Annotated in this window: 14 protein-coding genes and 2 pseudogenes; 7 read left to right on the forward strand and 9 right to left on the reverse strand. The window is 58.0% G+C overall.

Annotated features, from left to right (window positions below; genetic code table 11):
- Positions 1 to 42 precede the first annotated feature (42 nt).
- From E8M78_RS06735 to E8M78_RS06765, 7 genes are all read right to left on the reverse strand, one after another.
- The gene (locus E8M78_RS06735; protein WP_137134338.1) at positions 43 to 297 is read right to left on the reverse strand and encodes a hypothetical protein; all 255 of its coding nucleotides are present in this window, start codon (positions 295 to 297) and stop codon (positions 43 to 45) included.
- A 215-nt stretch (positions 298 to 512) separates the two neighbouring features.
- Complete coding sequence (locus E8M78_RS06740) at positions 513 to 833, reverse strand: hypothetical protein (protein ID WP_137134339.1); 321 nt, start codon at positions 831 to 833, stop codon at positions 513 to 515.
- Between the two features lie 125 nt (positions 834 to 958).
- The gene (locus tag E8M78_RS06745; RefSeq protein WP_137134340.1) at positions 959 to 1,246 is read right to left on the reverse strand and encodes a DUF1488 family protein; all 288 of its coding nucleotides are present in this window, start codon (positions 1,244 to 1,246) and stop codon (positions 959 to 961) included.
- Positions 1,243 to 1,494, reverse strand: coding sequence for a hypothetical protein (locus E8M78_RS06750; protein ID WP_137134341.1), 252 nt, complete (start codon positions 1,492 to 1,494; stop codon positions 1,243 to 1,245). Before E8M78_RS06750 ends, E8M78_RS06745 begins: the two co-directional genes overlap by 4 nt.
- A 224-nt stretch (positions 1,495 to 1,718) precedes the next feature.
- Positions 1,719 to 2,798 carry an AI-2E family transporter gene (locus tag E8M78_RS06755; RefSeq protein WP_137134342.1) on the reverse strand — a complete coding sequence of 360 codons (1,080 nt, stop codon included), beginning with the start codon at positions 2,796 to 2,798 and terminating at the stop codon, positions 1,719 to 1,721.
- A gap of 86 nt (positions 2,799 to 2,884) precedes the next feature.
- Positions 2,885 to 3,691: a transglutaminase family protein gene (locus E8M78_RS06760; RefSeq protein ID WP_137134343.1), complete on the reverse strand. Its 807-nt coding sequence runs from the start codon at positions 3,689 to 3,691 to the stop codon at positions 2,885 to 2,887.
- Positions 3,692 to 3,825: 134 nt separating this feature from the next.
- Positions 3,826 to 4,902, reverse strand: a complete 1,077-nt coding sequence (locus E8M78_RS06765) for a histidine kinase dimerization/phosphoacceptor domain -containing protein (protein ID WP_137134344.1) — start codon at positions 4,900 to 4,902, stop codon at positions 3,826 to 3,828.
- 247 nt (positions 4,903 to 5,149) lie between these two features.
- On the opposite strand from E8M78_RS06765, the gene E8M78_RS06770 reads away from it, so the two are divergent.
- The 3 genes and pseudogenes from E8M78_RS06770 (at position 5,150) to E8M78_RS06780 (ending at position 6,257) form a co-directional block, all read left to right on the forward strand.
- Positions 5,150 to 5,554 (forward strand): OsmC family protein, encoded by a 405-nt coding sequence (locus tag E8M78_RS06770; protein ID WP_137134345.1) that lies wholly within the window; start codon positions 5,150 to 5,152, stop codon positions 5,552 to 5,554.
- Positions 5,551 to 5,748 (forward strand): annotated as a pseudogene (locus E8M78_RS06775) (VIT1/CCC1 transporter family protein); the annotation flags it as partial. The gene E8M78_RS06770 and the pseudogene E8M78_RS06775, both read left to right, overlap by 4 nt.
- A 119-nt stretch (positions 5,749 to 5,867) precedes the next feature.
- Positions 5,868 to 6,257 (forward strand): DUF302 domain-containing protein, encoded by a 390-nt coding sequence (locus tag E8M78_RS06780; RefSeq protein ID WP_137134346.1) that lies wholly within the window; start codon positions 5,868 to 5,870, stop codon positions 6,255 to 6,257.
- An 87-nt stretch (positions 6,258 to 6,344) separates the two neighbouring features.
- On the opposite strand, the gene E8M78_RS06785 is transcribed toward E8M78_RS06780, so the two are convergent.
- On the reverse strand, positions 6,345 to 7,934 hold the full coding sequence (locus E8M78_RS06785) for an MBL fold metallo-hydrolase (RefSeq protein WP_137134347.1): 1,590 nt from the start codon (positions 7,932 to 7,934) through the stop codon (positions 6,345 to 6,347).
- 163 nt (positions 7,935 to 8,097) lie between these two features.
- Complete coding sequence (locus tag E8M78_RS06790; RefSeq protein ID WP_137134348.1) at positions 8,098 to 9,075, reverse strand: GDP-L-fucose synthase; 978 nt, start codon at positions 9,073 to 9,075, stop codon at positions 8,098 to 8,100.
- 844 nt (positions 9,076 to 9,919) lie between these two features.
- Here E8M78_RS06790 and E8M78_RS06795 point away from each other — a divergent pair.
- The 4 genes and pseudogenes from E8M78_RS06795 (at position 9,920) to E8M78_RS06810 (ending at position 12,150) form a co-directional block, all read left to right on the forward strand.
- Positions 9,920 to 10,093: a transposase gene (locus tag E8M78_RS06795; RefSeq protein ID WP_137134349.1), complete on the forward strand. Its 174-nt coding sequence runs from the start codon at positions 9,920 to 9,922 to the stop codon at positions 10,091 to 10,093.
- A gap of 3 nt (positions 10,094 to 10,096) precedes the next feature.
- Entirely contained in the window at positions 10,097 to 10,309 is a 213-nt protein-coding gene (locus E8M78_RS06800; protein ID WP_137134350.1) for a hypothetical protein, read from the forward strand.
- On the forward strand, positions 10,306 to 10,659 hold the full coding sequence (gene tnpB / locus E8M78_RS06805) for an IS66 family insertion sequence element accessory protein TnpB (protein WP_137134351.1): 354 nt from the start codon (positions 10,306 to 10,308) through the stop codon (positions 10,657 to 10,659). Before E8M78_RS06800 ends, tnpB begins: the two co-directional genes overlap by 4 nt.
- Before the next feature lie 69 nt (positions 10,660 to 10,728).
- Positions 10,729 to 12,150, forward strand: a pseudogene (locus E8M78_RS06810) (IS66 family transposase).
- Positions 12,151 to 12,183 lie beyond the last annotated feature (33 nt).

A 12,183-nucleotide genomic window follows, 5' to 3' on the forward strand; every position in this document is an offset into this window, starting at 1 on the left:
GCGAGCATGGAGGGTTGGACGATCAGTTCCCGATCACAGTTTCTACGATGCAAGCAGCTTGTCTTTTTCCAAGGCTGCATCCAGTTCCAACGGATTTATTTCAACCAAGCTCTTCGAATTGCCTGAGGTCACCTCGATCATGGTCGAGACGCGCCGATAGGCGAGCCAGGAAATCCCGGTGATCTCCTCCTCATCGTCCAAGACATCGTAGTTTCCCGCTGGATGTAAGCCCTGAAGACCTGTCAGCGTGAAGGGTGCCTTGAATTGCACTGTTCTCTTTTTCGTTCGCGTGAACATCTGATGTTCCAATCCATTTGGTGATCTTGCGATTTTGAGGCATCACAAGAGTCGCTGAATGCTACGGTCTGATTGCCGAAATCATTTTGCTCCGACCATTGAACATGAGGACTTTGCACGTCTTGTGCGGATCGATAGGTTGGATCCCAACCAAAGTCGGATGTAGCGACCGGGCAGTGGTCGTGTTCGATCTGAATTTGGCCAGAACCACGATGTCAGCGCCCTTCGCCATCTTCGCTCCTCATCAACATCTGGTTGCCTGCTTTTCCGAGAGGGGGAATACTCCCACCCTCATTTTCCCAGCGAGAAAGCGCAGCGCGTTCTGCAAGGACCATCTGTCGCTTGGACGCGGGGTAGCCATCGGCCATGATCATCCCATCATTAATCAATTCGATGATTCGTCGCCCACGTGCGCCATCGCGCCCCACCAGGGCCTCGAGATCGGAAGTCGAATAGTTGGAACGCTTGAGCAGAGATCGTAGCGTCCGCTGCTCTGCTTTCCTCTCAGCGTCGTCTGACTTAAGGCGGCCTACCATGGCTCAGCAACCAAGCGTCCGAAAGAACGTTTTTGGGCCTCCACCGCGTTGACGGAAACAAAGACTGCAAGTGCCATGATCATCTCCTTCATCTGGATTTTACTGAAACGCTGATGGGTAAGCGGTCAGTTCGCGAACCGTATTGAAGAACCGACAGCGTTCACGTCCATTTCGATCATCGAACGGTTGTTTTCCTGATACAGAGTGCGCGCGATCTCCACGATCCGGCTGCGGCACTGATCGAAGGCCATCAGATAGCCCTGCTCCCGCAGGGTCGAGGCAGAGCTGTCCTGCTCGAAAAGCCCCACCGACAACAAGAATACGATTTGTTTCAGTCCGTCGTGGCCGACAAACCTGATAGCACCGCGGCGCTTGTCAAAGGTCCGTGTTCTATTCGCAAAGGAGAGGGTCATATGCCACCCCCCATTACCGTCGTTTGATCGCGATGCTCATAGAGGCGTTCTGCCCACATGCTGACCGCAGCGACCAGAACATCTGGCTCCCTCATTCCATCCTGATAGGGTTCGAGCGCGTATCTGGCCGCATTGCAGTCCAGTTCACACACCGGCTCCTGATATTGAAACCCTGTGTAGCGAAGAACGGCTTTGATGATGCCAAGATCTGTAATGCCAGGTAGAAGCTGATTGCTGTCGGAAGACATATCGTCCTCCCTTGCTGGGGCTCGGGTGCGTGCCACCCGTAAAATGACAGCGCCCGTAAAGTGGCTGCCATTGATAGCGACCTAGGGCGTAAATCACAAATTGCAATAGTCGTCTGCAAACATTGCAAAGATGCAAATCTGGTCTATCGACGGTTTATGATATCAGCCGCGCCCTAGGAATGGCATCGTAGTAGCTGTAACTTAATAGGAAAACTCTTCCCAGCCTATTTCTCGTATCTATCGGCTGGCATGGTATCTCCCGCCCACTGATCTTGTTGTTTGGTGAACAATGACCACGCGGAAATGAAGAGTGCCGCAATCAAGGGACCGAGAACAAAGCCACTTAGGCCAAAAAGCGATATGCCACCTGCGGTGGAAATCAGAGTGACATAGTCAGGTAACCTGGCACCTTGCCCTACAAGCGGAGGTCTGAGGAGATTATCGATCAAGCCGATGATGAAGGCACCGACCACCACCATGATTATTCCTTTGACCCAGGCACCAAGGAGGAAAAGCCAGATGGCGGCTGGCACCCACACGATCGCAGCGCCAATGGCCGGGAGCATAGAGAGGAACGTCATCACCACGCCCCAGAGAAGGGCTGCTTCTATGCCGAGGGCCCAGAAGGTCAAGCCTCCGATGATGCCCTGGACGATTGCGATGATCACATTGCCGCGGACCGTGGCGCGGACCACAGCCGCGAACTTGTCGACAAACTGTCGCGTGTAGTCGTCGCTCAGCGGAATGGAGTGGCGCAGGGTCTTTCCAAGGGACGCGCCATCCCGGAACAGGAAGAAGAGAAGATAGAGCATCAGCCCCATGCTGATGAAGAATTGCAGGGTGTTCTGACCGAAACTCAACAGACCACCTGCAATTGACTGGCCCGCCTCCATCAGACCGGACGAAAGCCGTGCCCACCACTCGGTAAAGCCAACAAGCTTCAGCGGGATCAGCCAGGTACTTACAAATTCAGGAAGCATCGCCTGCAAACGCAGAAGATGGGCGTGCAGGTCGATTTCGTTGCTGCTGATGCGCTGATAGAGGCTCGTCCCTTCCTGAATGAGGGATGCCAGGATACCGAGAGCCGGCAGGATGACGAGGCAGACGCAAAGAAGGAGCGTCAGCAATGCCGCGACCGTTGGGCGACCATCCAGCCACCGCTCCAGCCGCTTGTGGACGGGGAAGAAAAGGATCGCCAGGATCACGGCCCATAACACCGCCGTGTAGTAGGGGATGAGAAGCCACACGAAGGCGATCGTGATGATGAGAAGCAGGACATAGAAGCTTGCTCGCTGGATGGTCATTTGGCATCTTCCTCTTGTCGGCTCCGCCCTCAGCAAATGGCGATGGGTCGAGGTCTTTGTCCATCGCGCAAGATGCCCGATGGCCGTCAGTCGACTTCTTGCGTGACGACTTCGAAATGCGTCAGTGTTGCTGGTCCGAAGGCTGTCGAAAGCGCCACATCCGTGGCATCACGCCCCCTCGCCATCAGGATGCGCCCGATACGCGGGACATTGTGGCGCGCGTCGACGGTCCACCAGCGACCGCCGAGATAGACCTCGCACCAGGCACTGAAATCCATGGGATGCGCATCCTTCGGCACGCCAATGTCACCCAGATAGCCGGTGCAATAGCGGGCGGGGATATTGAGGCATCGGCAGAGCGTAATGGAAAGGTGCGCGAAATCACGGCAGACGCCTGCCTTGTCCATAAAGCCGCCGTAAGCCGTGCGGGTCGCATCGGCCCTGTCATAATCGAAAAGAAGATGAGCATGGACGAAGTCTAGGATAGCCTTCACTCGAGGCCAGCCCAGAGGCGTTGCGGAAAACTGCTTCCAGGCAAAATCGGCCAGGCGGTCTGTGTCGCAGTAACGGCTGCCCAGCAGGAAGACCAGCACGTCATCGGGCAAATCCTGGATCGGAAGCTGCACGGCCTGCTCGGGTAGCAAGTCCGGCAGCCCGCTGTCGCTCACCTCGAACTCGGCGGAGATCATCGTCCTGCCAGGGGGTGCCAGAATCCGGCTGCAGGCGTTGCCATAGCCATCGAGATAGTCGCGATGGCTAATCGGGCGGCTGAAGGAGAGGTTTTGTTCGGTGCAGAGATCCCGTTCTCGCGACGGGTGAATTTTCAGAACGAGCAACATCGGCGTCTCATTCTGACACTCGTATTCAATGGAAAACCCTGCGCGAATCTTCATGCCACCGTCTTTCTTCAATGTCGCCAAACCTATCTGGTCATGGCAACGGTTGAGGCGCGTCGGCGTTCCGATCCATTCCGAATTCAGAACGGAGGAGCTTGTCAGCGTTACCCCGTCGTCTAGCGGGAGAAGCCTCAGGCTGCGGTGCTCGTATTCGAGTGAAACGTCGCATGGAACACGGTGACGCTCATGCCCTTGTCGCTGGATGTAATCTGGATCCGCGCATCGAGCTGCTTGGCGAGCGCCTCGATGATCAGGGATCCGAGACCAGATCCGGGCTCAGCCGGCTTCTCCGTCACGCTGCGACCGACACCGTTGTCAGCGACGACCAGCCGCCAGTCCGTGTCGCGTGTCTCATAGCTGACGAGAACCCGTTCGGACCCCGTGGATATCGGGAAGGCATATTTGATGGCGTTGATGACGAGTTCGGTCACGATCAGGCCGATGCTGACGGCATTGCGGGACGGGATCGTGCTCTCTGTGGCGTGCAGGTCGATGACAATCGGCCGACTGTCCACAATGATGGACTTCGCAAGGCCATCACAGAGCTTCTGCAGATAGGCCGAAACTTCGATCTCGTCGACGCCATCCGTCAGGTGCAGGTAGTTCTGCACCATTGCGACCGACATGACGCGCTGGTGGGCGTCCTCGAGATGGCGACGGCTTTCCTCCGACGTGACCGCGCGCGACTTCAGCATCAGGATGCTGGCGATGATCTGCAGGCTGTTGGCCACGCGGTGCTGCATTTCCTGGAAGAGAACGCGTTGCTGGGCGAGCAATTCCTCGGTGCGGTCCAAAAGAGCCTGTTTCTCAGCTTCCGCCCGCCTTGCTTCGGTGATGTCGCGAAATGCGAGCAGCGTGTTCGGGGCGGAAGAGCCGCCGTAATCAACGGTTCGTGCCGACATCAGCAGCGTGCGGCGTCCGATCCTGGCGACATCCCTGTCGAATTCGAAGGCGGATATCTCCGGGTGATCCGGGAGGGCTGAAGCAAGACGCTGGCGCAGCACGGGGATGTCCCATTGTCGCTCATCCAGATCGAACAGGCTGATCCCATGCGAAATTCCAGGATCGATCTCGAAGGTTTCGAAGAAGGCACCATTTGCTGCAACCAGCCGCAAATGACCGTCGAGAACTACGAAAGGTTCCGGTATGCTTTCAACGATGGCGAGCGCGAGCCTTTTCGCGTCACCTGGGTCCCCGAATTGCTGCATCGGCTATCCCCCATCGCAGACGGGACGATCCCATCGATGCCAAATCCCACTTTGGGCAGACACTACGCCTAGTTGTTCCCTTTCGCCACAATAATCGGCATGTGCTGTTTGTCATGCGATCAAAGACCTTGGCGCAGACGTTCCCCACTGATTTCAGGCCTCTTGATGTCGATCAAGTCCCGCATGGGGCCTGATGATACGATACATCTCATGATCCTTAGGGAGGATCCCGTAAGGAGGACGTGGTATGCTTGAATACAGGATCTCGGCGCAGCGGATCGATCTCAGGCAGAGCGTAGCGCGTAGCGAGAGTGCAGAGATCAGACTTGCCACCGGACTGACCGGTCCAGTCGACGCCTTCAATCCGGCCGAACTGTTGCTGGCATCCGTTGCAGCCTGCATGATCAAGGGGATCGAGCGTGTCCTGCCCCTCCTCGATTTCTCTCTCGCTGGCGTCGAGGTGAAGCTTCATGCCGCCCGGCAGGATGATCCGCCGCGTATCGTCTCCATCGACTACGAACTCGTGGTCGATACCGAAGAGAGCGACCAGCGGCTTGAACTCCTGCACAAGAACGTCCGCAAATACGGCACGATCTCCAACACCGTGGCTCTCGCGACCCGCCTTGATGGCGTCATCCGGAGGGCCTCGTGAGGAGCCTTCACAGCGAAACGCATCTCGTTTCCCGGATCGGATGGCTAAGGGCTGCCGTTCTCGGCGCCAATGACGGCATCGTGTCGACCGCAAGCCTGATCGTCGGGGTGGCAGCCTCTGCGGCGGGGAGTTCCGAGATCCTGATCGTCGGCATCGCCGGACTGGTGGCCGGGGCCATGTCCATGGCGGCGGGCATTGGTGCTCTGGTGGGAACCGCCGTCTAGCTGCTGCATAACGCTTAAATGATATGCTTCGGTGTGGGTCCCACACCGGCAACAGGATCGGCATGCGCCGGTCGCGAGGGAGTGAGATCATGACCTATACACTCGATAAGACAATCAAAGGCATGCCATTTGACGCTGTAGTCGCAGCCACGAGGGAGGCCCTGTCGACCAAAGGATTCGGTGTGCTGACAGAAATCGATGTGCGAGCGACCATGAAGAAGAAGCTCGACGTCGATGTGGCTGACTATCTCATTCTCGGCGCGTGCAATCCGAAAATGGCGCTCGAGGCGATGAAGATGGAACCCAGGGTCGGTGCCATGCTGCCCTGCAATGTGATCGTGCGATTGCTGGAGGACGGGACCATCATGGTCAGCGCCATCGATCCCGTCGCCTCGATGCAGGCGATCGACAACCCGCATCTCAAGACGGTGGCTGGCCAGGTGCGGACTCTCCTGCAAGACGCCGTCGCCGCCATCTGAGGCATCGGTTCCCCGGCTCGGCCGCAGGCTCATTGAACGGGTCAGGATTGCGCCCGGCCTGCGGCGGCGTCTCCGCTCGCGCAGGTCTCAGGTCTCGATTGCGCGCCTGATTTTGCGGACGATGGTGCGGCGGGCCTTGTCGTCTGCAGCCATGCGAAGCTCGGCCTGGAGATCCTGGATCAGTCCCTGATAGTCGTTGTTCCAATCGCGATGACCCGCCTGCGCAGGTTCGATACGAGGCGGGGGCAGGAAGGTCGAGATGTCGACGGGGCCATCGGCGTCGAGCCGAAAGGCCGAATCGATGTGGGGGATGAATATCCGCTCCTCGCCAACAATAGCGGCGACCCGTGCCTTCATGGCGGCCAGTGCCTGATCTTCACCATGCACCAAGAAAACTGCTTGGCGGATCGGCTTTCGGGCTGAGAGCCAGTCCGCCAGCTCGCCACCATCGGCATGACCGCTGTAGACATCAATCGAACGGATCCTCGCCCTCACGGCGATCTCGTCGCCCTGGATCTTCACGGTCGCCGCACCGTCCTGGAGTATGCGCCCGAGCGTTCCCGCAGCCTGGAAGCCGACGAGAAGCACCGTCCCCTCCTCCCGCCACAGCCAGTTTTTCAGCCTGTGGCGGATGCGCCCTGCCTCGCACATGCCACTCGCTGCGATCACGACATGAAACCCCTTCACGAAGTCCAGCGCCTTGGATTGCTCGACGCTTTCGGTGAAGCGTACGAAGCGCGAGCGGATCGCGCACTCCAGAAGGTCGCCATTGTCCAATTCGCCGGAATGGGCCTTGAATATCTCGGTCGCCCTTGTTGCCAGCGGGGAGTCGATGATGACTGGGCATTCGGGGATCTTCCCTTGCTGCATCAGGAAGGCGAGATCGGCGAGAAGTTCCTGGGTTCTCTCGACGGCGAAGGAGGGAATGATCAGAGCCCCGTCCTGATGCCGCGCGGCGGCGTTCACCTCATCCTGCAAGATCCGTCTACGCATCTCGTCGGTCGTGTCGATGCGGTCCCGGTCGCCATAGGTGCTCTCGCACACCACGTAGTCCCAGCCTTGAGGCGCTTCCGGATCAGCCTGGAGCAGTTTGAAGGCCGGCCCGAGATCACCGGAAAACAGAAGCCGGACTGGCACCTCGCCGCCGATCTCGATCTCCGCGGAGGCCGATCCAAGCAGATGCCCGGCATTCCAGAAGCGGATGCGAATGCTGTCACCCAGATCCTGCCACTGACGCAACGACAATGGTCTGAACTGGGTGAGCGTCGCCTCCGCATCCTCGGCGGTATAGATCGGTTCGACGACCTCACGGCCGCGCCGCCGGTTCCGGCGGTTTAGCTGCTCGACTTCGAATTCCTGGATATGGGCCGAATCCGGCAGCATCACGCTACACAGATCAATCGTGCCACGCGTTGCGTAAATCGGTCCGGCGTAACCATGCTTCACGAGCTTCGGGAGAAGGCCCGAATGATCGATATGGGCATGGGTCAGGATGACAGCGTCAATCTGGCGGGGATCGAACGGGAAAGCCCTGTAGTTCAGCTGCTTTTCGCTCTTGGAACCTTGGAACATCCCGCAATCCACGAGGATGTGCCGACCATGGGTCTGAAGACTGAAGCATGATCCGGTCACCGTGCCGGCGGCGCCATGGAAACTCAGTTTTGGGCCTGAACGCATTGTCTCGTCCTCCATAACCAGCAGGGTAACCGCAAAGGGACGTTCTTTGCTTGATAAGCATCAACTGCTGTCGCGATCATTCCGAAAGCTGCGTCTAAAACTGGTCAAACGGCAGGAGGCGCGGCGCTAGAACGGAATTTTCTGTTTCTGACCAGGTCCGCGATCAGGATTGCTCGAATTGCCTTACAGAAGCTCTCCACCTTGTGTAGAGTTCATCGATCCCGCTTCTCAAATTGACCTTGGGTTTCCAACCCAAGCTTGCCAGCCGCGAACAGTTCAGCAATTTTCTCGGGGCACCATCAGGCTTGCTGGTGTCGAAAAGAATTTCCCCACGATAGCCAACGATATCCGCCACCAGGTAGGCGAGATCACGGATCGAAATCTCATCTCCTGAGCCGACATTGGTCAGCGGCAGGTTTGCTTCGCTCTTCATTAAGAAGCAGCAGGCATCAGCCAAGTCGTCCACATGCAGAAATTCGCGCAGGGGATTACCTGTTCCCCAGACAGACACGGTCTCGGCGCCCGAGCTTTTGGCTTCATGCATTTTTCGAAGCATCGCCGGGATGACATGTGAGGCCTGCGGATCAAAATTATCATTCTGTCCGTACAGGTTGGTTGGCATCACCAACAGAGAGCTAAGGCCATACTGCCGCGCGTAGGCCTCTGCCAGCTTCAAAGCGGCGATTTTGGCAATCGCATATGCTTCGTTTGTAGGCTCCAAAGGGCCCGTCAGCAAGGCATGCTCGTCGATCGGCTGCGCGGCGAATTTTGGATAGATGCAGCTTGAACCCATCCAGAGTAGCTTGCCAACGCCCGCATGGGCAGCAGCAGCCATGATATTCATTGCAATCATGGTATTGATATAAAGGAAATCTACAGGCGAGGCCGCATTAGCCGCAATTCCCCCGACCTTTGCTGCGGCAACCAAAATGACGTCAGGGCGAAGGTACTCGATCCAGGTCTCGGTCTCGCTTTGCCGTGTCAGGTCGAGCTGCTTTCGTGAGACCGTCAGGATCTCGCAGTCCTCCTGCCTCAGTCGGCGGACTAAAGCGGATCCGACCATGCCCGTATGTCCGGCCACCCACACACGCTTATCTTTGAAACTGAATGGCTCCGATACTGATATAGCTGACGAAATCATTTCGCCTCTCCTCTCGCGTCAGGATGTTCAAGTCATTCCAATCATCTCGGCCACCCGACACTCAACGAGCTTGGAGATTCCAATTGAACTCCGTTTGTGCGTTAAGCGGGATTTCCTCGACGGCAGTTCAGGTCTGTGGGGCGAAACCAGTGTGGATCGTATGCCATCATGGGATGCACGCTTATCGATTGGTGCTCACCTCATGGAGATCTCTGCATCCCAATTTCTTTTCCGGCCAATCATTCCCAAAGCAAATCGACGAACTTGTTGACCAACCAAGCCTCCCCGGTGACAAACGTCCCGTCGCCAGGTTCCTCCAGCTGCGCCGTTCCTTCCGTCATACGCAATGGCTGCGTATTTCCTTCAACCGCCTTCGTCTGCTGAAGATAGAAGCACTTCGTACCTTTGACATCCTGGCCTTAAGTAGGTGCTCCGACCGGTCAAGGTTGTCCATTTGGCTGCTTACGAATTGATCTACAACCACGACTATCAACACTCCATGACCAACCCTCCACCCGAACCAGTCGACAACAGCGCAAAGACAGCAAAACCGCCAGCCATGGAGGCTAAAGCGGAGTTCGACCTGATTGGATCAATTCTGTTGGCCCAAAACGGTCGTTCAACGAGGAGAAGGGCGCGTGGCGTAGCCGTAGCATACGCCCAAGCCCTCCGACAAAGTGGACGGCCGGTTTCGGCCAACCTGTTCAGGCGACATGTATTTTCGCACAATGATTCAATCAGGTCGAACCCCGCTCTAAAGTAACCGGTGTTCTGCCCCCACATTGCTCGCTGCCGTCTGATCTGTGATCGAACATTCCGTGGATGAGCGACAAGGAGTTTCTCCATGGAGACCTCATTGGAGTTTCTCACTTCCAGGAAGCCTGGGCGTGAAGTTCACCGCCGATGGCCTGATCTGGTCAAGTCACGGATCGTTTCGGAAAGCTTGCGGCCCGGCACTACGGTTAATGAAGTTGCGCAGCGCTATGGATTGCGAGCCAACAGCCTTTCTACCTGGTGAACATTGGCGCGGCAGGGCAAGCTGGTGCTGCCAGAGCCGGAAGACGCAGTCGAGTTTGCGGCCATTGTTGTTGATGCTCCAGCGCCGGAGCCGCAGACCATCAAGGCCGCTACGCGCGCCGAGATTATCGTCGGTCCAGTTACGATCCGTCTTGAGGAAGGTGCGTCTGCTGCCAAGATCGCTGCCATCGCTCGCGCCTTGGCGGCAGCGACATGATCTTTCCGTCGAACCGCGTCAGGATCATGGTGGCAACCAAACCCGTGGATTTCCGCAAGGGTCATGACGGGTTAGCGGCCTTGGTGAAGAACGAGCTGCACAAGGACCCGTTCACTGGAACGGTCTTCGTGTTCCGGTCCCGAAAGGCGGACCGGCTGAAGCTGATCTACTGGGATGGCTCCGGAATCGTGCTGGCCTACAAGCGGCTGGAAGAGCACACATTCACTTGGCCTGGCATCAAGGATGGCCTGATGACGCTCACCCACGCCCAGTTCGAAGCCCTGTTTGCGGGCCTCGACTGGCGGCGGGTTCATGCCGTCCAGACGAGAACGCCGGAGGCCATCGAATAGCTGCGGCACGATGACTCAGCGCCCCAAATTCCGAGGGCAAATCAGCTCAGGATTTGGTAGTTTCCGGCCATGCTTGATGCCGCCGACCTTCCCGATGATGTTGCTGCCCTGAAGGCGATGCTGATTGCGGCGCAGGCACGCGAGGCAAGCAAAGACGCCCAGATTGCCCGCAAGGATGAGCGGATCGAACGGCTTGAGAAGCTGGTCGCAGCCTTCAAGCAGGCAGCCTTCGGACGCAAATCCGAGAAGACCGATCCCGACCAGTTCGATCTGGCACTGGAAGACCTGGAAACTGCCATGGCCGCGATCCATGCCCAGGATGAGGCGGACGTTTCTGCGGGGAACAGGATTGCCAAGCCACGCGCGATCAATCGCGGCTCGCTTCCGAAGCATCTTCACCGTGTGGAGGAGGTAATCGAACCGGAAAGCCTGATCTGCGCCTGCGGCGGTTGCTTGCATTGCATTGGCGAGGATGTCTCCGAGCGGTTGGACGTGATCCCGGCACAGTTCCGCGTGATCGTCACTCGTCGGCCCAAAGATGCGTGCCGTGCCTGCACTGACGGTGTCGTTCAGGCTCCGGCTCCTGCACGGTTGATCCAGGCAGGCCTGCCGACGGAAGCGATCAACCAAGCTGTTCATGGACGAGACCCGTGCACCGGTTCTCGATCCCGGTTCCCGCAAGACGAAGACCGGATACTTCTCGCTGGCGCGGGATGACCGCCCATGGGGCGGCGGTGCTCCGCCGGGCGTGGCCTTCAGCTATGCGCCTGGTCGCGGGGGCATTCATGCAGAACGGATATTGCAGGGCTTCTCCGGCATCCTGCAGGTCGATGGCTATGCCGGATACAACAGGCTGATTGTGCCAGAGCGTGTCGGCCCAGACATTCAGCTTGCCTATTGCTGGGCGCATGCCCGGCGCAAGCTGATGGAGATAGTCCGCAACGGGTCAGCACCGATTGCCGAGGACGGCGTCAAACGGATCGGTGAACTGTATCGGATCGAAGCCGGACTGCGCGGCCGTGTCCGCAGGCTCGTCTCGCTGGACGGCAGGAACGTTCAGCCCCATTGATTGCCGACATGCAGGCCTGGCTTGTCCATCACCGCGCTCGCGTCGCGACCAAGTCTCCGCTCGGCGAGGCTTTGGCCTACATCGCCAAATACTCGGATGGCCTGCAGCTATTCCTGACCGACGGTCGCATCGAGATCGACAATATTGAGCCTCGCAGCGCCACCGGTTCGAGCAAGAGGCGAAACGTCGAGCGAACAATCCGGCCGATTGCCCTCAATCGCAAGAACGCACTCTTCGCCGGACATGATGCCGGGGCCGAGAACTGGGCCACCATTGCCTCGCTGGTCGAGACCTGCAAGCTCAATGCCGTCGATCCGCAGGCCTATCTGACCGCGACGCTCACCGCCATCGTCAAAGGCCACAAGCAAAGCCGGATCGATGAGCTTCTGCCGTGGAATTATTCGGGACGAACAAACGGCTGAAGTCCGCTGTCGGACCGACGGCGGATACTCGAC

This window comes from Rhizobium sp. FKY42, assembly GCF_005222835.1.
Classification (GTDB): domain Bacteria; phylum Pseudomonadota; class Alphaproteobacteria; order Rhizobiales; family Rhizobiaceae; genus Neorhizobium.

Excerpts from the sequence above, each read along its gene's own strand:
- E8M78_RS06740 (WP_137134339.1), bottom strand. The coding sequence starts at position 833 with ATGGTAGGCCGCCTTAAGTCAGACGACGCTGAGAGGAAAGCAGAGCAG.
- E8M78_RS06785 (WP_137134347.1), bottom strand. The coding sequence starts at position 7,934 with ATGCGTTCAGGCCCAAAACTGAGTTTCCATGGCGCCGCCGGCACGGTG.
- E8M78_RS06735 (WP_137134338.1), bottom strand. The coding sequence starts at position 297 with ATGTTCACGCGAACGAAAAAGAGAACAGTGCAATTCAAGGCACCCTTC.
- E8M78_RS06780 (WP_137134346.1), top strand. The coding sequence starts at position 5,868 with ATGACCTATACACTCGATAAGACAATCAAAGGCATGCCATTTGACGCT.
- E8M78_RS06795 (WP_137134349.1), top strand. The coding sequence starts at position 9,920 with ATGGAGACCTCATTGGAGTTTCTCACTTCCAGGAAGCCTGGGCGTGAA.
- E8M78_RS06755 (WP_137134342.1), bottom strand. The coding sequence starts at position 2,798 with ATGACCATCCAGCGAGCAAGCTTCTATGTCCTGCTTCTCATCATCACG.
- tnpB (WP_137134351.1), top strand. The coding sequence starts at position 10,306 with ATGATCTTTCCGTCGAACCGCGTCAGGATCATGGTGGCAACCAAACCC.
- E8M78_RS06750 (WP_137134341.1), bottom strand. The coding sequence starts at position 1,494 with ATGTCTTCCGACAGCAATCAGCTTCTACCTGGCATTACAGATCTTGGC.
- E8M78_RS06765 (WP_137134344.1), bottom strand. The coding sequence starts at position 4,902 with ATGCAGCAATTCGGGGACCCAGGTGACGCGAAAAGGCTCGCGCTCGCC.
- E8M78_RS06790 (WP_137134348.1), bottom strand. The coding sequence starts at position 9,075 with ATGATTTCGTCAGCTATATCAGTATCGGAGCCATTCAGTTTCAAAGAT.
- E8M78_RS06745 (WP_137134340.1), bottom strand. The coding sequence starts at position 1,246 with ATGACCCTCTCCTTTGCGAATAGAACACGGACCTTTGACAAGCGCCGC.
- E8M78_RS06760 (WP_137134343.1), bottom strand. The coding sequence starts at position 3,691 with ATGAAGATTCGCGCAGGGTTTTCCATTGAATACGAGTGTCAGAATGAG.
- E8M78_RS06770 (WP_137134345.1), top strand. The coding sequence starts at position 5,150 with ATGCTTGAATACAGGATCTCGGCGCAGCGGATCGATCTCAGGCAGAGC.